This window comes from Anabaena sp. UHCC 0399, assembly GCF_034931465.1.
GTDB classification, from domain to species: Bacteria; Cyanobacteriota; Cyanobacteriia; order Cyanobacteriales; family Nostocaceae; genus Trichormus; species Trichormus minutissimus.
On record NZ_JAYGGZ010000026.1, the window covers coordinates 20,199 to 46,066 of the forward strand.

Here is a 25,868-nt window from a genome sequence, read left to right on the forward strand (position 1 = left end):
AGGGTGAAAACCATGACTAGACTTGAGCCTATCCTTAATCCCTAATCCTATTTTTAATTTCTTAATTGAATTGGCATAGCTAAATAAATCATCTTTAAACCACCCAATGGCGTAAAAATAACTGGAGTTAAGTCTTGATTCAGGTGCATTTGAATTTCTGAAGATGGTAAGGCTTTCAATCCTTCCATCAAATACTTGACGTTAAAGGCAATGTCTATATCTGTTCCAGAGATTTGAGCCGGCATTGACTCTCTACCATTACCCATTTCTTGGGCTTCACAAGATAGGGTTAATTCTTGGGAATTACTATCAATGCTAAGTTTAACAATATTATTCTTTTGATCGGCTAATACGGCAATTCGCTCTAATGTACTTAAAAATTGTCGGCGTTCTACTGTGACTTGTCGTTCAAATTGTTTAGGAATAAGTTGGCGATAAGCTGGGTATTGACCTTCTAAAGTGCGGCTACTAAGACGTTGATTACCCCACGCAAACACCACTTGACCTTGATCTAAATATAGGGCTATGGGTTCATCAGATGCAGCTTTATGAGCCAACATCCGTTCTAGCTCTCGTAAGGCTCTCGCTGGTACTGTAACTTCTAGTTGTTGTTCGTTATCTTCCAATGGACGCTCATTACTAGTCTCTACTACTGCTAGGCGATGTCCATCAGTAGCAGCAAATTCTAATGTGTCTTGCTTAACCGTTAGATGAACGCCTGTGAGGACTTGCTTAGTTTCATCTCCACTTGTCGCAAATAAAGAACCTCGCAATCCTTCAATTAAGGCTGTGGCGGTGATATTAATCGCTTGAGTATTTTCAATCAGAGGTAATTCGGGAAACTCTTCTGCACCCATAGCGCGTAGCTGGTATTTTCCGGTTTTGGGTGTGAGGGTAACGACTAAACCTTCTCCTGTGGCGGTGCTATCTGTCGATTCATCATCTAGGGTGATTTCTCCCTCTGGTAGACGGGAGGTGATATCTACAAGTAATTTAGCAGGAAGTGCGATCGCTCCTTCTTGCCACACCTCAGCATTAAAACTAGTGCGAATACCTAAGCTGAGATCAAAGGCTGTGAGACTTACTTGGTTAGTTTGAGCATCTGCTTGCAGTAGAACATTGGCAAGTACAGGATGAGTTGGTCGTGAAGGTACAGCACGACTAACAAGTGAGAGGTTTGTACTGAGATCGCTTTGAGCGCAAACTAATTTCATGATTAGATTCAGCTGGTGAGTAAATATAGTAGCATTCCCATATCTAGGCAAGAGAGCAGAAGAGAGTAGTTTTTAGTTTTATTCAAAAATATTTGAGTATAAAAATTTATTTAACTTGCGACATTTTAACGGCTATCAGACTATTCTCCTGCTTTAAAAATTGTGGAAACTGTGGAAAACCTTCCGTAGTTCCCTAGTTAGTCAAAATTGGGAAGATAAATATCTGTGGAAAACTTGTGGAAAACTTCTTGAGATTTTCCACAGGGTAATTATACTTAAGAAATTTTTCCCCGAAAATATCAAGTTTTCCACAAAAAGGATACTATTTTCCACAAAAGAGATTTAAATTTAATCTATTTTTATACATTACTTAATATTTTAAATCATTTTTAGAGAGTGGCATTATTACTAGTTGTGGAAAACTTTGTCGGATTATTTTCGCCGTGATGAACTAGTCATGTTGATGCGATCGCTCAGTTGACGCAGAGTTTGTGATAAACTGCGATCGCTCTCCCTCAATTGAGTAATTTTTTCACAACTGTACATCACAGTTGTATGGTCTTTACCACCAAACTCTTCACCAATTCTCGGTAAACTCAAATCAGTATGCTGCCGCATTAAATACATCCCAATTTGACGCGCCCAGCTAATTTCCCGTCGGCGGGAGTTGCTTTTCAGGTCTTCAATTGAGAGATCAAAATTTTCAGCTATCACCGTTAAAATTACCCCTGGTGTCGCCTCAAATTTCTCTGTGGGAGTTTCTAAAACAGGGGTAATATTTTCTACAGTCATAGGCAACCCCCAAATAGAAATGTAAGCTAAGGCTCTCGTCAAAGCTCCTTCTAATTCCCGAATATTATTAGTATAATTAACAGCAATATATTCAATGACATCACGGGGTAATCTGATATTTTCGTATTCCGCTTTTTTCTGGAGAATAGCCATTCTCGTTTCTAAATCTGGAGACTGAATATCAGCAATCAACCCCATTGAAAAGCGAGAGCAAAGACGCTCTTGTAAGCTGGGAATCTGGTTAGGTGGGCGGTCAGAAGCAATCACAACTTGCTTACCAGCTTCATGTAATGTATTAAAAGTATGGAAAAATTCTTCTTGGGTATACTCCTTACCTTCAAGAAACTGAATATCATCTACTAACAACACATCAGCAGCCCGGTAATGTTCTCGGAAATTCTGCATTTTGTCATTACGAATAGCTGTAATTAAATCGTTAGTAAACTGTTCTGTAGAAACATAAAATATCTTAGAATCAGAGTAAATTCCTAAGCGATAGTGACCAATTGCTTGCATCAGATGAGTTTTGCCTAAACCTACACCACCGCATAAAAATAAAGGATTAAATTCCCGCCCAGGAGATTCAGCAACCGCTAACGATGCAGCATGAGCCATGCGACTGTTTGCCCCCACCACAAATCGGGAAAATACATATTTAAAATTTAAGTCTGTGTTTGGCTGCCTTCTTTTAGTCCCACTTTCCGAGGCATTATTTGGGGTTGGTAATTCCCAATTTACTGCTGACTCCCCTAGTTCTTCAAGGGCATCACTCTGAGCCACCTTTATAGAAATTTCTATAGGATATCCCAAAATATCCTGCACTACATTAGCAATAGTATTAATGTAATACTTTTGTAACCAATTACGAGCAAAGGGATTTGGTGTAACGATAAATAAACAATTATTGTCTAATCTTTCTGCATTAGCAGTTTTAATCCAAGTCTCAAAGGTGGGACGGGATAATTCTATTTGTAAGCGGTCTAGTACCTGAGTCCACAAACTGTCAATAGTAATTTCCATCATTTACTACCTTTGCCACTAATTGTCACAATAGAAGTTATGAGTGCTGAGTTATGAGTTATGAGTGCTGTTAGCAGAGCGGGGCGTTGAGCAGCGTGCTGAGTAGAGGTAAACTAATCATGACTTAGCACAGGTTTCTCTACGTTCCCTAGGGGATAGTCCTATTGCGTAGCTTAGTACACCCCTCTACGCTAACAGCACTGAGTAGTATACTCACTCACAACTCAGCACTGGCTAAACGCCGCGCTACCGCTAACATAACTCAGCACTCAAGAAATCCTAGCACCACCTGACCAACACGGAGAAATAAAGACACATGAAGACAACAGAGTACGTTAGCGGCTTAAAAAATATTCATCTTGAGAGTTGGTTTCAGCACAGGGGAATTAAAAGTATAAAGTTAATGCTCCTGAGTGGGGTAGCACTGGTATCTCTGGGAGGCTGCTCTCTTGTACCGACTAAGACACTACAAAACCGACCGAATGAATCTCAGGCGCAAGTTGCAGCTCAAACTACGACAGATAACACTCTAGAAGTTGCACCTCCACCGATAATTGCATCCTCTGGAGATCCCAACTTTGTTGTCAAAGTCGTGCAGAGTGTAGGGGATGCAGTAGTGAGGATTGATTCTGCCAGAACCGTGACGACTCGTGTCCCCAATGACTTTAATGACCTCATGCCCTTTCCTTTTCGTGGTGAGCCTATACCATCACAACCTAGACAGCGTGTACAAAGAGGTAGCGGTTCAGGATTTATTATCAAAAATTCTGGCAATGGCAAGATTTACATTCTGACTAATGCTCATGTAGTAGATGGTGCTGATGAAGTAACAGTCACTGTCAAGAATCGTGAGCCTTTTGAGGGAAAAGTATGGGGTCAAGACCCAGTAACAGATGTAGCTGTGATTGAAATTAATGCTCAGAACTTACCCATATTATCTTTAGGGAACTCAGATAACTTACAACCAGGACAACCTGTTATTGCCATTGGGAATCCTCTAGGTTTGAATAACACTGTTACTTCTGGAATTATTAGTGCTACTGGCCGTTCTAGTAGTGATATTGGTGCGAGTGATAAGCGTGTTGACTTTTTGCAAACAGATGCAGCCATTAATCCGGGGAACTCTGGAGGCCCATTACTTGATGCTAATGGTCAGGTAATTGGCATGAATACAGCCATAATTCAAGGCGCACAGGGTTTAGGATTTGCTATTCCCGTTAACACTGTCAAGAGAATTTCCCAGGAGTTAATTGAAAAGCGGAGAGTGGATCATCCTTATGTGGGAGTTCAGATGGTAACTCTTACGCCAAAATTTAGAGAAAGATTTAATGAAAGGTTTGGCGATCGCATCAATATTACAGCAGATCAAGGTGTTCTATTAGTCAGAATTGTCCCTCGTTCTCCCGCCGCTATTGCTGGACTCAGAAGTGGAGACATAATTCAAAAAATTAATAATCAACCTGTAACCACAGTTGAACAAGTTCAAAAGCTAGTAGAAAATAGCCAAATTGGTACTCCCTTACAAGTTGAAATAGTCCGTGATGGGCAAACTCAACAATTAGCAGTCAACCCTGCACCTTTACCTGTGCAGAGAGAAGGATAAGTGAAGGGGACGAGGAAGGTAGAAGTTTTCCCAGTCCCCAATCCCCAATCCCTTCAAATTTCTTAACGAGCATTACATCATGACTGAATCACTTCCCATTATCCAATTAGGCGATCGCACATTACGACACAAGGCTGCTTGGGTGGAAAATGTTCATGATGCACGTATTCAACAATTAATTGATGATTTAATTACTACTGCTACCAAAGCTAATGGTGTTGGCATTGCTGCACCACAAGTTGCGGAATCTGTTCGTTTATTTATTGTGGCTTCTCATCCTAACGCCAGGTATCCCAACGCGCCGGAAATGATCCCAACTGCCATGATCAACCCGAAGATAGTGGCTCACTCAAATGAGGTAGTTAAAGATTGGGAAGGTTGTCTCAGCGTTCCTGGTATCAGAGGCTTAGTTCCTCGGTATCAAGCGATCGCAGTTGAGTACACCGACCGCAATGGCAACTTGCAAAAACAAGAGTTAACTGACTTTGTAGCTCGTATATTTCAGCACGAGTATGACCATTTAGATGGCGTTGTTTTTGTAGATCGTCTAGAATCTAATCTAGATATGGTCACTGAAGAAGAATACCAAAAAATGTAGTCAACAATACATAACAAAAAATCTTCTTAAGAATGATACCCAACAACTTATTTTAATGTATACTTAACCTATTATTAACCTTAAGTCAGGTGTAGCTATCGGATAAATGTCACAAACTATTATTAGTCGCGAAAGGTTAAGTCGAAATCTGCATCTGCCAAGATTTTTCGACTTAACCTTTACTCAGCGTCACAACAATAAAGTAAAAATGAATACGAATAGCAGTAAAGTGGTTACAGAGCCACAATTAAGGTTTTCTGCTACTGGTATGCAAGTTGTACACGCAACCAATGGGCGAATACGCATCAAAGCGACTGACGATAGTTTTAGCTCCAACTGTAAGACTATCATTCAATACTTACGGCAGTTTCCAGGTGTGAAAGAAGTTGCTACCAACGAGCAAACCAGCAGCTTGGTAGTTAGCTTTGATGAAAAGCAACTGTCACTGTCTGAGATGTTGGGTATATTGCAACAACTAAATATTCAGACATCCCCAGATGCGGCTGTATCAGATCCCTTTGCTGCATGGAAATCTGTTGACTTTTGGAAAGAGCAGACCATATCTTTCATCCCCTTAATGACAGGGTTAGCGGTCACAGGCAGATTAGGGATTAGCGGTTTAGCATCGATTCCAGTCTATATGATTACCGCAGATGCCACGCGTCGGGTAATTGATTATTTAAAACCACTAATTGCTGGTGAGATTAACGGTGAAAGTGGAGATGGGGGTGATAAATCTGCAAACAAAGAAACTAAAGCCCCTATTGTGAAACAAGATAGAGAGATAACAACCTGGTCAGCCAAAGTGACCTATAGTGTTATACATAAAATACCTGGAAGAATTAGATTTCACCTGCCAATATTGACTAGCGATCGCGCCTATGGACGGAGATTGGAGAAGTTGTTGAAAACTGATCCAGTAGTCGAAAATGTGCGAATCAATAGTGATGCAGCCTCAATTGCAATTACCTACAAACCAAACGCAGAAATAGCTGTATCTCATTGGGTGAGTCTAATGGAATTAGCCCTAGAGACAACCCCCCCAAAAGTTCCCGTCAGCGAAGTTTTACAGCCAACACTTACATCTGAGCCAGTTGTAGCTCAACAGCTAACTGAGCCAGACAATATCAAAACAGCTGAAGTCCAAACAATATATATATCCAGTTGGTGGGCTGATATGAAATCTTCAGCACTATCTTATTCTTTAGACTTTATCGCAAACTTGCCACTTTAAATAGTTCCTAGCTTAGAAATCCGGGAGGAATCAAAATGGACGATTCTGCATCAGATGCTGTTCCGCGACCGAGAGAACATCACTGCACATATTCTGCACAGCTAGCGTATAGCCTCACATACGCATTGCTAGAACAATTGACTTTATCTCACCCAAAAATTGGTAAATATCCACAATATCTGCAACACCTGTTCACTGTGATAGATCAGGAAATTGGGGTATCTGATTCCATCTGTGGGGATCGCTGCCAAAACCAACGGCATTTAACAAAATTACAAATCTGCATTTAGTCTAATCTCTTCAGATGGGAGTTAGTGCTGAAAACACGAGGGCAAAAGAGGGTTTTGCCTAGAGGTCTAGTTTTATTTTTTTTACCGAAGAGACAACTATCAAAAACAAGTTTATCCAGCGCATCAGGGATTAATCAATGGCAAAAACAACCATCCAACTAGCGTCGCCTCATATTCCTCAGTCTTTAGAAGTTGTGGAAGTCAAGAGTGAGGAATTTGTAACGCCGATAGTTTCTTATCAGACAGTAGAAAAACAGCATAGCAAGGTGTTTGTGACGGCGGCTCAAGTTCCAACTCACAAGCAGATTGCTCAAGTTAGCCACAATATAGTCCATGCCGTTCCAGGTAGGTTACGCTGGCGTGTGCCTCGATTACGCTACGATACAGACTATGCAAAACGTCTGTTAGCTTTGTTAGAAGCTGATCCCCTAGTCACGCAGACTAGAATCAAACCAGCTGCGGCATCTGTGGTTGTTATATACAAAAACAGTAAGATTACAGATATAAAAATGCGATCGCGTCTTAGCTGTCTCATTGTGGCTGCTAGCGATCCGGGAATCCTCCCACTCAATACTAAACAGTCATTAGCTGCACAAGAAGACAAAGAAGAAACACCCTGGCCGGGATTGCAACTTTCTGCCTTAGCCACTGGTTTAGCGTTGCTGGGTGGCCCTTTAGGAGTGTCGATCCCCCCTATTTTGACGGCGGGAACTATTGCCTTAGCGACATTACCCGTATTTCAAAGAGCGTTTGTAGGTATTACGACCCAACGCAAATTTACGATCGACTTCTTAGACTTTATGGCGATCGCCATTACTACCGTCCAAGGACAGTTTCTCACACCATCGCTGATGTTGAGTTTAATTGAAATTGGCGAAAATATCCGCGATCGCACTGCTCGCTCCTCTAAAATGCAAACCCTAGATTTACTCAATTCCCTAGGACAATTTGTTTGGGTAGAACGAGATGGCGAGAAGGTGCAAATCCCTATCCAACAGGTACAAGCTGGGGATATAGTCATTGTCTATCCTGGGGAACAAGTACCAGTAGATGGCAGCATTATTAAAGGTAAGGCACTCCTAGATGAGCAAAAGTTAACTGGCGAATCTGTGCCTATTTTGAAAACCAAAGGACAGCCTGTATTTGCCTCCACATTGGTACGAGAAGGGCGGGTTTACATCCAAGTGGAAAGGGTAGGTAACGACACCCGCGCCGGACAGAGCATCAAACTAATGCAGGAAGCTCCTGTCCATGATACCCGCATGGAGAATTACGCCATCAAATTTGCGGAAAAAGCCGTTGTGCCGACGCTTTTCCTAGGAGCAGTTGTATTTGCTGCTACTCGTAACCCGGCACGGGCAGCTAGCGTTTTGACCCTCGATTTTGCTACTGGGATTAGAGTATCTGTACCCACAACCGTATTAGCAGCACTTTCCTATGCAGCTCGCCAAGGGATTCTCATCCGCAGTGGTCGAGCCTTAGAACAACTAGCAGAAGTTGATACTATTGTCTTTGATAAAACAGGCACACTCACCCAAGGGGAAGTATCGGTAATTGCGGTCGAAAGTTATAATCCGGAAATATCTAGCGATCGCATCTTGGCAATAGCCGCCGCCGCCGAGCAACGTTTAACACATCCAGTAGCCGAGGCCGTGATTCGCTATGCCGAAGCCCAAAAAGTAGACATTCCCAGCCGTAGCAAGTGGGATTATCAACTTGGCTTAGGTGTAAAAGCCGAGATTGATGGCGAGACTGTGTACGTGGGTAGCGAAAGATTTTTGCGTCAACAAGACATAAATATGGAGGTACTCAACGGCAACGGGCAAAAAGCCACTTCGGTAATTTATGTCGCCAGTAATGGGCAACTTCAAGGTAGAATAAGATATAGTGATGTTCTCCGCCCAGAAAGCCGGGAAGTCATCTCCCAACTGATGAATGTAGAAGGTGTGGAGGTGCATATGCTGACTGGTGATAACAAGCGCACAGCCCAGGCTGTAGCGACTGAATTGGGGATTGCACCCAGCCATACTCACGCAGAAGCTTTTCCAGAACAAAAAGCAACAGTAGTCCGCCAACTGCACGAACAAGGGAAGACAGTAGCATTTGTAGGAGATGGAATTAATGATTCCCCAGCTTTAGCCTACGCCGACGTATCTGTATCCTTTGCCCACGGTTCAGAAATCGCCCGTGAAACAGCAGACTTGGTATTAATGCAAAATGACTTGCATGGATTATTAGAAGCGATCGCGATCGCTCGTCAAGCCAAGCACTTGATTCGCCAAAACACCGGTATTGTTGCTATACCTAACTTGGGAGCATTAATTATGGCTGTGCTGTTTGGTTTGAACCCCCTAGCAGCAACTGTTGTTAACAACGGCTCAACCATAGTTGCTGGAGTCAACGGCTTACGTCCCATTCTCAAGCATTCATCTCAAAAAGCTCTACCATCAGCTAGATGAGATGACAAATCTAGCAAGACTAGGCTAAAAAGCTTTCATACAAGTTTTCCAATTTAAATATCGGAGGAATGAATTATGGCCCCTAAAATCACCGACTTTATTGAAGACGCTGGCGCACCCGGACTGATCGCTGGTATCGGTGCAGTATTACTAGCTCCTGTACTTCTCCCTGTTTTTGCAGGTATCGGTAAACCCATAGCTAAATCAATCATCAAAGGCGGAATCGTTGCTTATGAAAAAAGCAAAGGTGCTTTTGCTGAACTAGGCGAAACTTGGGAAGATGTAGTTGCTGAAGCTAAAGCTGAACTAGCAGAAGATAAAGAAACACCAGCTTTTGAACCTGCGGCTAGTACCATTGATGCTTCTGCTGAGAATGGAGTCTAGATTGGTAATGGGTAATTGGTAATTGGGTTTTCCAATGATCAATTACTCATATTTTCAGAATTAATGGAGATGGGTGATATTAATTCAAAGTACAAAATATCGTCCGCGATATAGTCAGATTTAGTCTGGATTTCCAGGTTTGCATCTGCTGATCGATTTTGGATAACTAGTCTTACCCATCTCTAGGATTTTGATAATTTATTTAAATATTCAATAAAAATGATATTTGGGAAAACATTAATATTACTTTGTCAATCGAATTTATTACAAATTACGAATTACGAATTAACTTAGGAGGGTGAATTGATGTTAACAAATAGTCATGGGAATTTGACTACAATGCCAACAGTTAAAAAACGCATCAATTTTAATACTTCATCCCAACCTATATCTACCAAAATTGTTAGTAACACCCCAGGGAGACTACGGTTGAGAATTGCCCATGCTTACCGTCAGGCTGACATAATGCAACACATTGCTAATACACTAGAAGCCAAGCCTAATGTTCAAAAGGCGCGGACTAATATTGATCATGGCAGTATTGTGATTAAGCATGATGGTACAAATAGCAGTTTGGACGATGTATTAGCAACGCTACGAGACTTAGGCATCATTTTTGCAGAGATTACAGAGGGTAATACCGAAGCTGCCACAACTGTAGCTAGTACAGTTGTAGATTTGAATAAACGAGTCAAACAAGCAACTGATGGTGTTGTAGATATCCGCTTTCTCTTTCCCTTGGGACTGAGTATTTTGGCGATGAGACAGTTAATAATCAAAGGTTTGCAGTTTGAAATTATTCCTTGGTATGTGTTGGCTTGGTATTCCTTCGATAGTTTTATTAAACTTCATGGAATTACCCCACAAAAGTCTAGTGGTGAATAGGGCATAACAATTCAAAATTCAAAATCTGGCCCTCGAACAAAGTGAAGGATCAAAATTTAAAATTGAATAGCTTATGCCTTATCCCCAGTCCCCAATCCCCAATCCCCAGCCTTTCAATTTTGGATTTGCAATTTTGGATTTTAGATTATTCAATCCAAAATCTAGAATCTAAAATCTAAAATTCCCAGTCCCCATTCCCCATTCCCTAACTAAATACTCGGTGTTGTAGAGAAGGCATTTGACGGCGGACTTGTTCTAGACGTGAGGGATTAATTTCGGCGATCGCCACTCCCGGTTTATCTCCAGCATCAGCTAAAATTGTCCCCCAAGGGTCAATAATTACCGCGTGTCCGTGGGTGAGACGACGACCATAGTTATTGCCTGTTTGGGCTGGAGCAATCACGTAGGCTGTATTTTCAATGGCTCTAGCTTGTAGTAATACTTGCCAGTGGTCTTTACCTGTAAACGCTGTAAAAGCAGCAGGTATAAAAATCACATCTACACCCTTAGTTGACAGATGACGGTAGAGTTCAGGGAAGCGGACATCATAGCAAATAGACACCCCGATATTTCCCAAAGTTTCTGAGAAATAGACTGGTGGTAGTTGCTCACCGGCTACGACTGTACTAGATTCCCGGTAGGTATTACCGTCAGGGACATTCACATCAAACAGGTGAACCTTATTGTAATGGGCGAGTTCTTCACCACTAGGGTCAAGTAAAATTGTCGTGTTATAGACCTTACCTGTATCTCCGACAGGTACGGGAAAGCTACCGCCTAAGATGGTAATTTGGTAGCGTTGCGCCATTTTTTTGATGAAAATTTCACTTTCATGGGCGATCGCTTCTGCTTGTGCCAGTTTATCTGTTTCCTCTCCCATAAATGAAAAATTTTCTGGCAACCCCACTAACTCTGCACCTCGGCGCACAGCCAGATCAATTAATTCTTCAGCTTGTACCAAATTCTTTTGTAAATCTGGCACACTGGTCATTTGAATAGCGGCGGCTAAATAAGACTTCATAGACTTAGCAAGCAATGTAGTTGTGTGCGATAGATAATCAAATATACCGTTACTTCAATATCTGACAAAGGGGAAATCAATTCAAAATTCAAAATCCACAATCTCCAAGTCCCATACCCTGGTAGTTGGGGTCAATTCAAAATCTGTCTTGAAAAGTTGAGCCACTGTGTTGGGAGGTTTTTCCGGCTTGTAGCAAGTGGCGTTCCTAGGTTGGGAAACCCGCCTACAGAACTTTTGTCTACGACACGCTACGCGAACGCAAAATCCAAAATCCAAAATCCAAAATTTGTTGACTGTTGTTATTAAACCTTGATGAATTGGGCGTGATGGTTGATACTGCTATTCTCATTCAAACTTTTATTGCAGTCTTTGTCTTGGCAGATGCCATAGGCAATATACCAGTGGTTTTAGCCTTAACTAAGGGTATAACACCAGAAGAAAGAAATAAAGTCATTGATAAGGCAATGGTTGTAGCGATCGCAGTTCTGCTAATATTTGCCTTTGCTGGTCAATATATTTTGACTTATTTAGAAATTAGCATGGGGTCGTTGCGGGTGGCTGGGGGATTATTGCTGCTGTTAATCGCCTTGCAAATGCTCAGGGGAGAATTAGATACACCCATTCATGAACAAGGGCGGGATATCTCAATTACGCCTTTAGCTTTGCCTTTGTTAGCCGGCCCAGGTACGCTAACAACCGTGATGTTATTCATGTCTAAGTCCCAGAGTCCCCATCTGGCTGTAGTGTTGGGGGTTTTGGGGGCGATGTTTGTTACTTGGTTAATTTTGCGTTTGGCAAACAAGATTGATAGTTTGATTGGTGTTGAAGGTGCGGTGATTGTCACGCAACTATTAGGTTTTCTGTTGGCTGCTTTGGCGGTAGAGATTGGTAGCACCGGGATTAGAGAATTGTTTTTGCAGTAGAAAACGCAGTCATAGCCGTAATTTTACGGTCAAGCTATTACTACTTAACCTCTTATTTGATATTCCTTAACCTGTAGTCATTGATTGAAGGGTTATTAAGTGTAATTGCGTAACGAGTCACTTTTTAGCCTGGGAGTATTATTTAATGAAATTAGCTAAGAGCTTAGGCATTGCTACTTTTGCTGCTATCTCTGTAGCGGCGATCGCACCTAAAGCAGCACAAGCTGCCATAGTTAATTACAATTTCACTGTCAATGCTACATCTGGCGACGATCCTGGCCAGTATTTCGGTTCTTTTAAATATGATGATTCATTCTTAACTGGCTTAGGTTCTGAGATTTTAGGAGTTGAGAATGGATTAAAAGTTGCATTCAACTACTTAGGTAATAACTATACAGAGGCTGATGATGAAGCTTTCGACTTTTTCCCTATAGTCACCTTTAACGATGGCAATCTTCAAGGACTCAGCTATTTTGTTGCTGATCAGTTTATCATCGGTAGTGATGTGAATACCCCAGAGGTAGGAGGAAACATCTTCTACACAATTAGCGGATCAGTAAATACAAGGGCAGTAGGTACAGTCAGTTATGCGAAAGTACCAGAACCGTTTGCTGTTGGTGGAACTGCGATCGCCGCTACTCTGGGTCTGTGGATAAATCGTAAGAAGAAAGCCGCAGTAGTAGGCTAGAAATACTAGTTGGTAACATTACTAGTTAGGCAGGTTTTATACCTGTCTTTTTTGTTGTCTAAAAAAATAGAGATGTTGCAGTGCAACATCTCTACAAAAATTATCGGAGGGAAAATTTTAAATTACAGACCACCAATAACGCCACCATCATTGCGGGTAATTACTACTGTTGCAGAACGGGGGCGACTGGGCGCATTTGGAGGGAAATTTGAAGGATAACCTTGGCTGCGAGGCCAGTCGCTTCTTAGTGTAGGATTCGCGGTAGTCCCACCATCACCAGGGTGCTGAATACCGACAAACATCGCTTTACCATCAGGTGTAGTGATAACACCAGTTACTTCACAATCCGTAGGGCTAGTGAGGAAACGTCTCACCTGTTTAGTATTGGGGTCAGCACAAGACATCGTGTTACTACCGATGTTTACCAAATCACCAACACCATCACCTGAGTGGTCAGTCTGAATCCACAGACGACCGAAATCATCGAACCACAAACCATCTGGTGAACTGAGGTCATCACCTTGAATGTTGCCCTGAAGGTTGGTTTCAGGTCTGGTTTTGTCACCGGCTTCAATGAAAATATCCCATTTGAAGGTAGTAGCTGCAACACTGCGTCCATCTTCACGCCAACGAATGATGTGACCATAACGGTTGTTAGGACGTGGGTTGGCAGGATCTATAGGTGGGCGCGCACTGCCTCCTGCTGTTGAACCATTTGGATTGTTAGAGGAGACTGGGTTTCCACCACGATTGCTATTATTGGTCAAGGTGCAGTAGACCTCAATCTCTCTGTATCCACCAATCCGAGGACGTACAGCTACCCACTCTGGTCTATCCATCATGGTCGCGCCGACTCTATCACCAGCTTGACGTGTCTTAACCAATACTTCAGCTTGGTTTCTGAAGCCGTTTTCTGGTGTCAGACCATTCTGTCCATAGACTAGAGGTATCCATTGACCAGTACCGTTGTCATTGAACTTAGCAACATAAAGAACACCAGTATCGAGCAAATTGCGGTTAGCATCACGATTTTCTGGATTATAGGGTTGGGCGCAAACGAACTTGTAAATATAATCGTTACGCTCGTCGTCACCCTGATAGAAGGCTACACGATTATTGTCATCAACAACAACTTGTGCGCTTTCATGCTTGAAGCGTCCCAGGGCTGTACGTTTAACTGGTGTGCTTCCGGGAGTGTATGGATCGATTTCTACTATCCAGCCGAAGGTGTGGGGTTCGAGTGGGTTGGTGCGGTTGTTGAAGCGAGGATCAGCCTCATGCCAACGATAACCGAAACCATTAGCGGAAAGACCGTACCGATTTTGTCCTGCCAATATTTCTGAATCTTCAATCCCTGGAGTAGAAGTTAAAGGTTCACCATTGTTACCGAAGTAACCATTCCAGTTTTCCTCACAGGTTAAGTAAGTACCCCAAGGAGTGTAACCATGAGCGCAGTTGTTTGCTGTACCATAAGCGGTGAAACCGTCGTTTGTGCCAATCTCAACAGAGCCATCTGGGTTGATAGCAAACTTTTTGGATTTCAACAAATCACTACCAGCCGCAGGACCGGAAATTCGCATTGGGGTATTGGCAGTAATGCGGCGACCATAAGACGAATTGCGGTTGAAAGTCCAGTCATTACCATTCTTGGTAATTTCTACAACAGACACGCCATGAGCAGCCTGAGACTTACGCACTTTTTGAATTGTGACCGGACTAAGGCCTTCAGAACCATGTAGGATTGATTCCTGGGTGTATTCATGGTTTACACACAACAGGCCAGTGTTTATGTCCTGATTTAAAAAGCTTCTTAATGATCTGGCTTGTGAACCAACTGTCCGACCAACAGCATTCCCTGGTTGTAGAGGGAAATAGTGCATACCATCAACGTGCATACCATACTGCATTTCTTGAGCCGCAGCATCTTGGGAGGCATCTGGTAACCAGTCAGGTGCGGTGGGCATGATTGGGTCTCCCCAAGCAATCAATACTTTGGCTGTGTAACCTTCGGGAACACTAACAAGATCCTTTTCTAAGAGTCCTGTAGCTGGGTTGCGTAGATTTGGCGGAATACTTTTGAAGCCAATGCCAGCAAATCCTGTTCCTTTGGGAATTGGTGCTGCTTCAACACTTTGGAGAAAGCCACTAATAGAAACATCACCTAGAACAGTTAGTACCGACGTACCGACAGCTGTCATGATGAACCGCCGACGACTTAGACTCACACGATCAATCACGTCACGGATTGACTCGTTTTTAGATTGATTGAGCGTTACATTGTTTTTCGGGTGAAAGCGTCCTTTCATTCTCTGTTCTCCATTTTGGGATTAACGGCTTTACTGTTCAGTTCATTCTTTAAAAGAAAGAGCAATCGTGATTGTCAATAAACGCTCTATAAAATTACGTAAGATACTCAATTTTTCTGGCTGTACAACAGTGAATGAGCCGCATAAATTACAACTTTAGAAAATATTTGATTAAGTCAGATAACCCTTGCTGTTTTCCTCGATTCATATTGAAGAAATCATAGTAATAACAGACTCACAAACCCTGCCAATAGGAAGTTATTGTGTCGGATCTAATTAAATATTTGTATTACAACATACTTTCCAAATATTTTCTAAACCTGTCAAAGCTGCTCATACTGGCAACAATTATTGAAATTTAATCAATAATTGTTAACCCTAGGTTATATATTCATTAATTAGAGTTTATTAACAAGGATTTTTTGAGAGAAAATACTGCTCTTTTGTAAGTGTTTGTAGTAAGGACTTCAGTCCTTATCTTCCAAGGAATAAAGTCCTTACTACGAACTAGGAACTGTGTTAAGTGTCGGACTGTCCTATTCTGGAGATGGATAGTTCTGTTGTGGGTGAGACTGTGTTTATCAGCGTTGTGATACCAACTTATAATCGCCAGCCAATTTTAGAAAAATGCCTACAGGCTTTGGAGATGCAGCAACTGAGTGCATCAAGTGTTGTAGGTGATTATGAAGTTGTCTTAGTAGATGATGGTTCTACTGACGGTACATTGGATTGGTTAGCAGCACACAAAGAAGAGTTTCCCCATGTGCGCTGGTTTGAGCAAGACCATGCGGGGCCTGCGGCGGCGCGAAATTTGGGCGTAGAACAGGCACAAGGGGACATCATTATATTTATAGATAGTGATTTAGTCGTCCTCGAAAATTTCCTGCAAGCTCATGCAGATGCTTTAGTGCAGGGTCAAGAGAAATTAGCAAGCGATCGCTTTTTTACCTACGGTGCAGTCATTAATACTTGCAATTTCGACAATCCCACCGCCGAACCCTATAAAATCACAGATTTCTCCGCCGCGTTTTTCGCTACAGGGAACGTCGCCATTCCTAAGCATTGGTTAAAAGAAGCCGGATTGTTTGACACTGGCTTTCAACTCTACGGCTGGGAAGATTTAGAACTTGGTGTCAGGCTGAAAAATCTAGGCTTAAAACTCATCAAATGCCCAGCCGCCGTTGGTTATCACTGGCATCCAGCATTTAACTTAGACCAAATTCCCAACTTAATCGAGAAAGAAATTCAACGCGGTCGCATGGGCGTTTTGTTTTATCAAAAGCACCCAACTTGGGAAGTCAAAATGATGATTCAAATGACTTGGTTTCATCGTTTACTATGGGGGCTTCTATCACTCAACGGCGCATTAAATGAACGGACAATGACACCGTTTTTACAATGGTTGATTAATTTAGGCAAGCCACAGCTAGCTTTAGAAATTGCCCGAATTTTCCTCAACTGGTACAACGTCAAGGGTGTCTATGAGGCTTATGCTCAATTGAGTGCTGAGTGCTGAGTGCTGAGTGCTGAGTGGGGAGTTATTGAATTTTGAATTTATATACCCAATGCCCAAGCATAAATGTGCTACCCTAGGGGGGTTGTCTAAAATTCCGCACATCCAGGAATTCGGGTGTTTCCAATTTGGGAGATACACCTGGGTGGAGGTTTAACCCGAATAGGAGAAAGAAAATATATGCCAGTAGTTTCATTGGCTCAAATGATGGAGTCAGGGGTTCACTTTGGTCATCAGACCCGACGCTGGAATCCTAAGATGTCTCCTTACATCTACACATCTCGTAATGGCGTACACATCATCGATTTGGTGCAAACAGCCCATTTGATGGATGATGCGTATAACTATATGCGATCGCAAGCGGAGCAAGGTAAAAAGTTTCTCTTTGTTGGCACTAAGCGGCAAGCAGCAGGTATTATCGCCCAAGAAGCTGCCCGTTGCGGTTCTCATTATATTAATCAACGGTGGTTGGGTGGAATGCTCACTAACTGGGCAACCATTAAAACTAGAGTAGACCGCCTCAAAGACTTGGAACGTCGGGAAGAAAACGGTGCATTAGATTTACTGCCGAAAAAAGAAGCATCTATGCTGCGTCGCGAAATGACAAAGCTACAAAAATATTTGGGCGGCATCAAAACAATGCGGAAAGTCCCTGATGTGGTAGTGATTGTAGACCAGCGTCGGGAATATAACGCCGTTCAAGAATGCCAAAAACTCTCAATCCCCATCGTGTCGATGCTGGATACAAATTGTGATCCAGATGTAGTAGATATTCCCATTCCAGCAAATGACGACGCTATCAGATCAATTAAATTGATCGTTGGTAAATTGGCAGACGCTATTTATGAAGGTCGTCACGGTCAGCTAGATGCAGAAGAAGACTACGAAGACTACGAAGGTGGCGAGGAAGATTACGAATACGACGAAAGTGATTACGCTGAGTCTGCTCCCGAAGGAGAAGAGGGAGAATAAGCACAACATGAGGATGAAGCATGAACAATAAAAAGCTCACACTTCATACTTCATCTTCAAGAGTTGAAATTTCATCGTTTTTCTTCCCCAGCCCTGAGTAAGATAGAAATACTCAAAACTCTTGCATAGTGTTGAGTCCTGAGTTACGAGTGCTGAGTATGATCCCAATAGCTCAAGTTTGGAGAACTAAACAACAAAAAATTGCTTGTTTCTCTATAAAAAAACGCGAGCAAAGCAAATAAGTTTCAAATACTTCTAGCCTAGATACTCAGCACTCATCACTTTTAACTCAGCACTGTTTTGGTGAGCGATTACAACTCAAGGTCAAGTTAGGAATTGAGGCAACATGGCGGAAATATCTGCAAAACTCGTCCAAGAGCTACGCCAAAAAACTGGTGCAGGCATGATGGACTGCAAAAAGGCACTGAAAGAAAATGAAGGCGATATAGAACTAGCTACAGACTGGCTACGGAAAAAAGGCATCGCCTCTGCGGGTAAAAAAAGCGATCGCATTGCGGCAGAAGGTCTGGTAGAAACCTACATTCGACCGGATGGCAAAGTCGGCGTACTCATTGAAGTGAACTGCCAAACAGATTTTGTTGCCCGTAACGATGCTTTTAAAGCTCTAGTTAAAAGTCTAGCCCAGCAAGCCGCGACTGCCGATAGTGTTGAGTCTTTGCTAGCTCAACCCTACATTGAAAATAATAACGTCACCGTAGATGAATTCATCAAGCAAACCACTGCTAGTTTGGGTGAAAACATTCAGGTACGTCGCTTTGTAAATTACGCCATCGGCGATACACCAGGAGTAGTCGATAGCTACATTCATACTGGTGGTCGAGTTGGTGTCTTAGTCGAGCTGAATTCTCAATCTGAAGCAGCTGCTAGCAACGAAGAATTCCAAGCATTGGCTCGGAACGCCGCAATGCAAGTTGCAGCTTGTCCCAATGTGGAATATGTCAGTGTAGACCAAATTCCTGCCGCATTTGTCAACAAAGAAAAAGACATCGAAATGGGCAAGGATGACTTGGCTAACAAACCAGAAAACATCAGAGAAAAAATCGTTCAGGGACGAATTGAAAAACGCCTGAAAGAAATGACTTTGCTAGACCAACCTTACATTCGCGACCAAAGTATTTCTGTAGAAGACTTAATGAAGCAAGTGAAGGCTAAAGTCGGCGAAGATATCTCAGCACGCCGCTTTGTTCGCTATATCCTAGGCGAAGGCATTGAAAAGCAAGAAAGCAATTTTGCTGAAGAAGTTGCCGCTCAAATGGGTGCGAAATAGTTCTGCGTAGTGCTGAGTGCTGAGTGCTGAGTGCTGAGTAGTGAGTAGTGAGTAGTGAGTAGTGAGTTAAAAGACTTCTACAATGCTTATGGTTGACATCAAGTACAAGTACATAAGTATGTGAGAAATGATAGAATCACTCGTTACTCAGCACTGGCTAAACGCCGCGCTACCGCTAACATAACTCAGCACTCAGCACTCAGCACTTTTTACAGACAGGTCAAGCAAATAGCCTGACCTGTATTTTATTTAAAATTTTAAAGAATATAGATGATTATTTGCCAATAATTACATACATTTGTACTATTAAGGCTCAAGTGGATAAAGATATGGCCAGAGCAATTGAGCGAATTGAACGGGATATTGCGGTGTTGCAAGAAGCGATTCAAGCGATCGCCACAGAACTCCAAAGTGCTTATACTAATTATTTAGCAGCCTTGGGTCAAGCACTACGAAAACAGTTAATTCTGGCAAGTTACCACCTATGTACCCAAGGGTATCCCGAAAATTTTCTGAAGTTGTCATTAAATCAGCGACAAAAATTACAACAAAGTATCCGCAATTTGGGTCAACAAGCAGCAGAGGTATTACTTACTCATCTGATGATTGAGGAAGATGTAGAAATAATTGCAACTTCCGACACCGTTGAAGATGAGGAAGATATTGACAGCATGGAGAATGAGGCAGATGAAGAAGTCACATCTGGCTTATTATCCTCAGATATTGAACAATCTCCTGATTCTGCTCCTGAACCTCATATTTTTGACATTTCTAACCCAATCGAATTAGCAAAATGGCAACAGCACGTAGAAGCTGAAACCCAACGCACCCTGAGAAAAGTTTCCCATGAAGCTAATTTGATCTTACAAAAAGCTGGAGTTTTGCCGCAAAAATTACCAGAACCCATTTTAGAAGCCGCCGCCGCCGCCGCCTCGGAAGCTTCAGCAGAAATGATGCCAGGGCCGCCTAACATCTTAAACTTAGTTATTGAAATTGAAGATGAGCAAGATGTAGAAGAATCCAGCTTAACCCGAATTATGACTATTAATTTGCGGTTAGGAGAAATAGAATTTGCTGATGCGACACTTGCTACTAGTCGCAAGCAAATTCGTGACATTTTAGTACAACTGAATAAACTAGGAAGAGAGTATCAAAGAAAGCAAAGGGAACGCTCAATTGCAGAAGCAGAAGCTGCATGGCGAGCTAGTTGGTATGACAATTAATAAGAGGGGACTGGGGACTAGGGACTGGGGACTGGGGAAGAGATTTGAAATTTTGAATTTTAAATGACTAACGATCAGCCAGATTGGATACGCTTACATAAAGCCTTGGCAGTAGAAGCAGAACACGGCTTTACAGACTTGGTGGGTAGACAATACCGCTTCAGTGAATTTCTCAGCCTGACATTTGGGAAATTCCCTACGAGTTTACCGCCAATGGAACGCCGACGCTGGCAAGAACTAGCAGCGCAATTTGCTAATTATCCCAATCTACAACTGAAAGAGCGTCAACATTTAATAGCGGAAACGCGGAGATATCTTTATCAACTGGAAAAAGAGCAGGGGAGCAGGGGAGCAGGGGAGCAGGGGAAAAGTTATAAATCTAAAGTGCCTAATTCTGCGCCGCTTGTAGCAGAAGTTAGCCGGAGATTAGCTCCCAAAATTGACCAAAAACTCAGTGATTTACCAGAAATAGGCATTCGTAAAGCTGATAAATTGGCGGCTTTGGGTTTGTACACCGTGCGGGATTTACTGTTTTACTACCCCCGTGACCATATTGACTATGCCCGTCAGGTGAATATCCGGGAGTTGCAGGGGGGTGAAACGGTGACAATTGTGGCTACAGTCAAACGTTGCAACTGCTTTACTAGCCCTAAAAATCAAAAATTATTGATTTTAGAATTAGTCCTCAAAGATAATACAGGCCAAATTAAAGTCGGTCGTTTTTGGGCGGGTGCGCGTTTTACTAGTCGTGCTTGGCAAGAAACTCTAAAACGACGCTACCCAGTGGGGAGTGTGGTGGCGGCTTGTGGGTTAGTGAAAGGTAGTAAATACGGCTTGACGCTGGATAACCCTGAGTTGGAAGTGTTGGCAAATCCAGGGGATAGCATTGAATCCTTAACTATGGGGCGGGTAGTACCAATTTATGCTCTCACTGAGGGAGTGATGGCGAATATGGTACGAGAGGCGGTGATTGCGGTTTTACCTGCGGCGGCGCAACTGAAAGACCCATTGCCCAAAGGTTTGCGGGAAAAGTATGGTTTGATGGAATTAAAGGATGCGATCGCTAATATCCATTTCCCTGACGATAGCGATAGTCTCAAAACTGCCCGTCGTCGCTTGGTCTTTGATGAATTTTTCTACCTACAACTAGGTTTATTACAACGTCAGCAGCAAGCCAAAGCTATCCAAACTAGTGCTATTCTCGCTCCCAAAGGACAGTTAATTGAGAACTTCTACGAAGTCCTACCATTTCAACTCACCGGCGCACAGCAACGAGTCCTGAATGATATCCTCAACGACCTGCAAAAAACTACACCGATGAATCGGCTAGTACAGGGTGATGTGGGTTCAGGTAAAACTGTTGTGGCGGTAGTGGCAATTTTAGCTGCCATTCAATCGGGCTACCAAGCAGCCTTAATGGCCCCGACAGAAGTTTTAGCCGAGCAGCATTATCGTAAGTTAGTTAGTTGGTTTAACTTGTTACATTTGCCAGTGGAATTACTGACAGGCTCAACTAAAACTGTGAAACGGCGAGAAATCCATTCACAGCTAGTAACTGGTGAATTACCCTTACTAGTGGGAACTCACGCCTTAATTCAAGACACTGTAAACTTTCAGCGATTGGGATTAGTGGTAATTGATGAGCAGCATCGCTTTGGGGTGAAACAACGGGCTTTGTTACAACAAAAAGGTGAACAACCCCATGTCTTAACTATGACTGCGACCCCGATTCCCCGCACATTGGCGTTAACTGTACATGGGGATTTGGATGTCAGCCAGATTGATGAGTTACCACCAGGACGGCAAGCTATTCAAACTACAGCATTGACCAGTCAGCAACGCACCTCTGCTTATGACCTGATGCGGCGAGAAATTGCCCAAGGTAGGCAAGTTTATGTAGTATTACCTTTGGTGGAAGAATCTGAGAAACTAGATTTGCGATCGGCTGTGGAAGAACACCAAAAGCTCAAAGAAAGTATTTTTCCAGAGTTTCAGGTGGGGTTGTTGCATGGGCGCATGAGTTCGGTTGAGAAGGACGAAGCCATTACTAAGTTCCGTGATAATCAAACGCAGATTTTAGTTTCTACTACTGTTGTGGAAGTTGGTGTAGATGTACCTAATGCAACAGTGATGCTCATTGAAAATGCGGAGCGATTTGGTTTGTCACAACTGCACCAATTGCGAGGACGGGTTGGCCGGGGTGCAGCTAAATCCTACTGTTTATTGATGAGTAGTTCCAAAAGTCCTGATGCTCAACAACGATTAAAAGTTTTGGAACAGTCCCAAGATGGCTTTTTCATTTCGGAAATGGATATGCGGTTTCGAGGGCCGGGAGAGGTTTTAGGGACTCGCCAATCAGGCGTGGCGGATTTTACTTTGGCTAGTTTAGTAGAAGATGAGGAAGTTTTATTGTTAGCAAGGCAAGCGGCGGAGAAAGTAATAGAAATAGATGCTAGTTTAGAGCGTTGGACTTTAATGAAGGCAGAGTTGAAATATCGCTATGAACGTTTGATGGGTGGTGCTATTTTAACTTGATTGGGTGTGAATTGAGGTGGAAGTTTAAACGCAGAGGGGCGCGGAGGTAAGCGCAAAGTTACGCCGAGAATTTGCTAACTTCTGTAGTCAGTTATGCTCAAATAAGCTGGAGATAGATGCTGATAATAGTAGAATTTACAGCTAATTAAAAATCATGGCGATATAGTGAACTTATATGGAAAAGTCAAAATATTGTACATTTTCCATCAAAACCTATGCGGTTAAACAAATTCCGAGTTAGGATTGTTGTTTAGCGGTGCTTTAATTCAATATCGAGTTCAATTTTTGGAATTTTATGGACAAAAGTCCACTAGATGGCAGTATCATCCTCCTCTGAGTTGGCGAGTTAGTCTCCCAACGCGGGGGAGACTATAGGAGGTAGTATCATGCTCACACAGGATATTCGCAATTCGCTCATCGATATTGCTGACTTAAACCAGCTGAAGTGGGATTTAAATCAGTCGCCACCTGTGGATGTGGGAGAATATATTGCACAATTGCCCGAAAAAAAGCGTGCGATCGCTTTTCGTTTGCTCAACAAAGATCAAGCAATTGATGTATTTGAATATTTACCAACAGAGGTTCAGGAAGAACTCATCAATTCTCTACATGATACTCAAGTGGTGCAACTTGTAGAAGCAATGAGTCCTGATGAACGGGCAGAATTATTTGATGAATTGCCTGCTGTAGTCATTAAACGGCTATTGCGAGAGCTGAGTCCAGAACAACGGCAAGCAACTGCAACTATTCTCGGTTATCCCGAAGGTACGGCCGGGCGGATCATGACTACAGAATATGTGCGGTTGCGGGAAGGATTGACTGTAGGAGAAGCCCTCAGTAAGATTCGCCGTCAAGATGAAGACAAAGAAACCATCTACTATGCTTATGTCACAGATGATAACCGTAAGCTGGGGCGGGTTGTGTCACTGCGACAGTTGTTGTTTACCTTCCCGGAAGTTTTGATTCGAGATATTGCTAGCGATCGCGTCATTAAGGTAAGAACTGATACACCCCAAGAAGAAGTCGCCCAAATCATGAAACGCTATGACTTAATCGCTATCCCTGTGGTTGACAAGGAGGAGCGATTAGTCGGTATTATTACGATTGATGATGTAGTCGATGTTTTAGAAGAAGAAGCGACAGAAGACTTCCAAAGATTGGCAGGTGCTAGCGGTGATGAAGATACTTTGTCTTCTCCCCAAGTGACTATGCGTAAGCGTTTGCCTTGGTTGTTGGGGATTATGGCTTTGTATATTGGAGCTGCAAGTGCGATCGCACCATTTCAATCTGTAATTGCAGCTGTGCCAGTATTAGCAGTAATTATGCCTATATTTTCTAATACAGGTGGTACTGTGGGCATTCAATCACTCACAGTTACTATCCGAGGTTTGGGGGTGGGGGAAGTCACACCCAAAGATACTATGAAAATTCTCCGTAAGGAAATTCTCGCAGGTTTAGGTACAGCAGTAGTTTTAGCTATAACGATGTTTGCCCTTTCGCTAATTTGGGCTAAACCCCAAGAGAGATGGGTCGCTTTAATTGCCGGAGTGGTCATGGCAACTAATACAATGGTAGCTGTAACCCTTGGGACTCTGCTGCCAATGGCTTTAAAACGCCTAAAGCTAGACCCTGCCCTCATGAGCGGCCCCTTAGTCACCACCATGCTTGATACAATTGGGTTTTTAACTTTCCTCAGTATGATTTCTGTAGCTTTGAAAGTTTTTAATTTACCAACTTAGAAAGCAGGGGTGTAGGGTTGTAGGAGTGGGAGAAGCTGTTTTTCTCCCTTGTGTACCCAGTCCCCAATCCCCAGTCCCCAATCTCCAGTCCATGCCCACATCCACTTGGAATCGTCATCACGTCCTGTCTTTAACTGACTTCACCTCGACTGAATACGATATCGTTTTACAAACTGCTGCTAGTTTTCGGGAGGTATTATCACGGCGAACGAAGAAAGTGCCAACTTTGCAAGGACAAGTGGTGGCGAATTTATTTTTTGAACCATCTACCCGCACTCGTAGCAGTTTTGAAATCGCTGCTAAACGCCTGAGTGCAGATACACTGAACTTTTCGGCTGCGACTTCTTCCATGACTAAAGGCGAGACAATTCTCGACACAGCGAAAACTTATTTGGCGATGGGAACTGATATTATGGTGATCCGCCATAAAGAGGCCGGAGTACCAAATGCGATCGCTGATGAAATGGATCGTTTAGGTGTAAAAGTTAGCGTCCTCAATGCTGGCGATGGACAACATGAGCATCCTTCCCAAGCATTGCTAGATTTATTTACAATTTGTAGTCTGATTGATCCAGCTAATCCCCGACTGGAACTATTAAAGGATAAGAAAATTGCGATCGTAGGAGATATTTTACATTCTCGTGTCGCCCGTTCCAATATTTGGAGTTTAATCGCCAGTGGTGCGGAAGTACATCTAGCTGCACCACCGACTCTATTACCTAAGTTCTTTGGTGAGTATATCTATGCAGAAGGAATAGAAGTACCTCCAGGTAAACTATTCATTCATTGGCAGTTAGAACCGGCTTTAGACAATGCTGATTTTGTCATGACATTGCGTTTGCAAAAAGAACGTATGACCGCCCATTTACTGCCGAGTTTACGAGAATATCATCAGTTATTTGGGATTACCCGCGCTAAGTTACAACTGTGTCAGCCTCATGTCAAAGTTTTGCATCCGGGGCCAGTAAATCGAGGTGTGGAAATCAGTTCTGATTTAATGGATGACCCGGAATTTAGTTTGATTCAGTCGCAGGTGACAAGCGGTGTTGCTGTGCGGATGGCGTTGTTGTATTTGTTGGGTAGCGGGAAGACCTAATCAATTCAAAATTAAAGAATTATTTACTCAGGACTCAGGACTCAGGACTTAGGACTCAGGACTCAGGACTCAGGACTCAGGACTC

20 protein-coding genes are annotated in these 25,868 nt (G+C 42.8%); 16 read left to right on the top strand and 4 right to left on the bottom strand.

Annotated features, from left to right (window positions below; translation table 11 throughout):
- Positions 1–53: 53 nt before the first annotated feature.
- Both dnaN and dnaA read right to left on the bottom strand, forming a co-directional pair.
- Positions 54–1,214, bottom strand: a complete 1,161-nt coding sequence (gene dnaN, locus VB693_RS15275) for a DNA polymerase III subunit beta (RefSeq protein WP_190699428.1) — start codon at positions 1,212–1,214, stop codon at positions 54–56.
- A gap of 432 nt (positions 1,215–1,646) precedes the next feature.
- Entirely contained in the window at positions 1,647–3,026 is a 1,380-nt protein-coding gene (gene dnaA, locus VB693_RS15280) for a chromosomal replication initiator protein DnaA (protein WP_323267050.1), read from the bottom strand.
- Between the two features lie 316 nt (positions 3,027–3,342).
- Between dnaA and VB693_RS15285 the strand changes: the two genes are divergently transcribed.
- The 7 genes from VB693_RS15285 to VB693_RS15315 all read left to right on the top strand — a co-directional run bounded on the left by VB693_RS15285 (position 3,343) and on the right by VB693_RS15315 (position 10,479).
- Positions 3,343–4,629 (top strand): HhoA/HhoB/HtrA family serine endopeptidase, encoded by a 1,287-nt coding sequence (locus VB693_RS15285; RefSeq protein ID WP_190699434.1) that lies wholly within the window; start codon positions 3,343–3,345, stop codon positions 4,627–4,629.
- 79 nt (positions 4,630–4,708) lie between these two features.
- Positions 4,709–5,227 carry a peptide deformylase gene (gene def / locus VB693_RS15290; RefSeq protein WP_323267008.1) on the top strand — a complete coding sequence of 173 codons (519 nt, stop codon included), beginning with the start codon at positions 4,709–4,711 and terminating at the stop codon, positions 5,225–5,227.
- Between the two features lie 106 nt (positions 5,228–5,333).
- Positions 5,334–6,461, top strand: a complete 1,128-nt coding sequence (locus VB693_RS15295; protein WP_323267009.1) for an HMA2 domain-containing protein — start codon at positions 5,334–5,336, stop codon at positions 6,459–6,461.
- A 35-nt stretch (positions 6,462–6,496) separates the two neighbouring features.
- A complete protein-coding gene (locus VB693_RS15300; RefSeq protein ID WP_323267010.1) occupies positions 6,497–6,751 on the top strand; it encodes a hypothetical protein in 255 nt (84 codons plus the stop codon).
- Positions 6,752–6,888: 137 nt separating this feature from the next.
- Positions 6,889–9,210 (top strand): heavy metal translocating P-type ATPase, encoded by a 2,322-nt coding sequence (locus VB693_RS15305; RefSeq protein WP_323267011.1) that lies wholly within the window; start codon positions 6,889–6,891, stop codon positions 9,208–9,210.
- A gap of 75 nt (positions 9,211–9,285) precedes the next feature.
- Complete coding sequence (locus VB693_RS15310) at positions 9,286–9,594, top strand: DUF5132 domain-containing protein (RefSeq protein WP_190699450.1); 309 nt, start codon at positions 9,286–9,288, stop codon at positions 9,592–9,594.
- A 306-nt stretch (positions 9,595–9,900) separates the two neighbouring features.
- On the top strand, positions 9,901–10,479 hold the full coding sequence (locus VB693_RS15315; protein WP_323267012.1) for an HMA2 domain-containing protein: 579 nt from the start codon (positions 9,901–9,903) through the stop codon (positions 10,477–10,479).
- Between the two features lie 205 nt (positions 10,480–10,684).
- On the opposite strand, the gene VB693_RS15320 is transcribed toward VB693_RS15315, so the two are convergent.
- Positions 10,685–11,500 (bottom strand): carbon-nitrogen hydrolase family protein, encoded by an 816-nt coding sequence (locus VB693_RS15320; RefSeq protein ID WP_323267013.1) that lies wholly within the window; start codon positions 11,498–11,500, stop codon positions 10,685–10,687.
- A 326-nt stretch (positions 11,501–11,826) separates the two neighbouring features.
- Between VB693_RS15320 and VB693_RS15325 the strand changes: the two genes are divergently transcribed.
- Positions 11,827–12,423: a MarC family protein gene (locus VB693_RS15325; protein WP_190699457.1), complete on the top strand. Its 597-nt coding sequence runs from the start codon at positions 11,827–11,829 to the stop codon at positions 12,421–12,423.
- Positions 12,424–12,568: 145 nt separating this feature from the next.
- Complete coding sequence (locus VB693_RS15330) at positions 12,569–13,111, top strand: PEP-CTERM sorting domain-containing protein (protein ID WP_323267014.1); 543 nt, start codon at positions 12,569–12,571, stop codon at positions 13,109–13,111.
- A 122-nt stretch (positions 13,112–13,233) separates the two neighbouring features.
- On the opposite strand, the gene VB693_RS15335 is transcribed toward VB693_RS15330, so the two are convergent.
- Positions 13,234–15,417, bottom strand: coding sequence for a PhoX family phosphatase (locus VB693_RS15335; protein WP_323267015.1), 2,184 nt, complete (start codon positions 15,415–15,417; stop codon positions 13,234–13,236).
- 547 nt (positions 15,418–15,964) lie between these two features.
- Between VB693_RS15335 and VB693_RS15340 the strand changes: the two genes are divergently transcribed.
- The 7 genes from VB693_RS15340 (at position 15,965) to VB693_RS15370 (ending at position 25,783) form a co-directional block, all read left to right on the top strand.
- Entirely contained in the window at positions 15,965–16,933 is a 969-nt protein-coding gene (locus tag VB693_RS15340) for a glycosyltransferase family 2 protein (protein ID WP_323267051.1), read from the top strand.
- Positions 16,934–17,110: 177 nt separating this feature from the next.
- Entirely contained in the window at positions 17,111–17,902 is a 792-nt protein-coding gene (gene rpsB / locus VB693_RS15345) for a 30S ribosomal protein S2 (RefSeq protein WP_323267016.1), read from the top strand.
- A 346-nt stretch (positions 17,903–18,248) separates the two neighbouring features.
- On the top strand, positions 18,249–19,190 hold the full coding sequence (gene tsf, locus VB693_RS15350) for a translation elongation factor Ts (RefSeq protein WP_323267017.1): 942 nt from the start codon (positions 18,249–18,251) through the stop codon (positions 19,188–19,190).
- Positions 19,191–19,519: 329 nt separating this feature from the next.
- Positions 19,520–20,413, top strand: coding sequence for a hypothetical protein (locus tag VB693_RS15355; protein WP_323267018.1), 894 nt, complete (start codon positions 19,520–19,522; stop codon positions 20,411–20,413).
- 63 nt (positions 20,414–20,476) lie between these two features.
- Positions 20,477–22,948 carry an ATP-dependent DNA helicase RecG gene (gene recG, locus VB693_RS15360; RefSeq protein WP_323267019.1) on the top strand — a complete coding sequence of 824 codons (2,472 nt, stop codon included), beginning with the start codon at positions 20,477–20,479 and terminating at the stop codon, positions 22,946–22,948.
- 386 nt (positions 22,949–23,334) lie between these two features.
- A complete protein-coding gene (gene mgtE / locus VB693_RS15365) occupies positions 23,335–24,687 on the top strand; it encodes a magnesium transporter (RefSeq protein WP_190699476.1) in 1,353 nt (450 codons plus the stop codon).
- A gap of 91 nt (positions 24,688–24,778) precedes the next feature.
- Positions 24,779–25,783, top strand: coding sequence for an aspartate carbamoyltransferase catalytic subunit (locus VB693_RS15370; RefSeq protein WP_323267052.1), 1,005 nt, complete (start codon positions 24,779–24,781; stop codon positions 25,781–25,783).
- Positions 25,784–25,868 lie beyond the last annotated feature (85 nt).

Bases quoted from the DNA above. Each gene is read 5' to 3' on its own strand.
- dnaN (WP_190699428.1), bottom strand. From the start codon at position 1,214: ATGAAATTAGTTTGCGCTCAAAGCGATCTCAGTACAAACCTCTCACTT.
- dnaA (WP_323267050.1), bottom strand. From the start codon at position 3,026: ATGGAAATTACTATTGACAGTTTGTGGACTCAGGTACTAGACCGCTTA.
- VB693_RS15285 (WP_190699434.1), top strand. From the start codon at position 3,343: ATGAAGACAACAGAGTACGTTAGCGGCTTAAAAAATATTCATCTTGAG.
- def (WP_323267008.1), top strand. From the start codon at position 4,709: ATGACTGAATCACTTCCCATTATCCAATTAGGCGATCGCACATTACGA.
- VB693_RS15295 (WP_323267009.1), top strand. From the start codon at position 5,334: ATGTCACAAACTATTATTAGTCGCGAAAGGTTAAGTCGAAATCTGCAT.
- VB693_RS15300 (WP_323267010.1), top strand. From the start codon at position 6,497: ATGGACGATTCTGCATCAGATGCTGTTCCGCGACCGAGAGAACATCAC.
- VB693_RS15305 (WP_323267011.1), top strand. From the start codon at position 6,889: ATGGCAAAAACAACCATCCAACTAGCGTCGCCTCATATTCCTCAGTCT.
- VB693_RS15310 (WP_190699450.1), top strand. From the start codon at position 9,286: ATGGCCCCTAAAATCACCGACTTTATTGAAGACGCTGGCGCACCCGGA.
- VB693_RS15315 (WP_323267012.1), top strand. From the start codon at position 9,901: ATGTTAACAAATAGTCATGGGAATTTGACTACAATGCCAACAGTTAAA.
- VB693_RS15320 (WP_323267013.1), bottom strand. From the start codon at position 11,500: ATGAAGTCTTATTTAGCCGCCGCTATTCAAATGACCAGTGTGCCAGAT.
- VB693_RS15325 (WP_190699457.1), top strand. From the start codon at position 11,827: ATGGTTGATACTGCTATTCTCATTCAAACTTTTATTGCAGTCTTTGTC.
- VB693_RS15330 (WP_323267014.1), top strand. From the start codon at position 12,569: ATGAAATTAGCTAAGAGCTTAGGCATTGCTACTTTTGCTGCTATCTCT.
- VB693_RS15335 (WP_323267015.1), bottom strand. From the start codon at position 15,417: ATGAAAGGACGCTTTCACCCGAAAAACAATGTAACGCTCAATCAATCT.
- VB693_RS15340 (WP_323267051.1), top strand. From the start codon at position 15,965: ATGGATAGTTCTGTTGTGGGTGAGACTGTGTTTATCAGCGTTGTGATA.
- rpsB (WP_323267016.1), top strand. From the start codon at position 17,111: ATGCCAGTAGTTTCATTGGCTCAAATGATGGAGTCAGGGGTTCACTTT.
- tsf (WP_323267017.1), top strand. From the start codon at position 18,249: ATGGCGGAAATATCTGCAAAACTCGTCCAAGAGCTACGCCAAAAAACT.
- VB693_RS15355 (WP_323267018.1), top strand. From the start codon at position 19,520: ATGGCCAGAGCAATTGAGCGAATTGAACGGGATATTGCGGTGTTGCAA.
- recG (WP_323267019.1), top strand. From the start codon at position 20,477: ATGACTAACGATCAGCCAGATTGGATACGCTTACATAAAGCCTTGGCA.
- mgtE (WP_190699476.1), top strand. From the start codon at position 23,335: ATGCTCACACAGGATATTCGCAATTCGCTCATCGATATTGCTGACTTA.
- VB693_RS15370 (WP_323267052.1), top strand. From the start codon at position 24,779: ATGCCCACATCCACTTGGAATCGTCATCACGTCCTGTCTTTAACTGAC.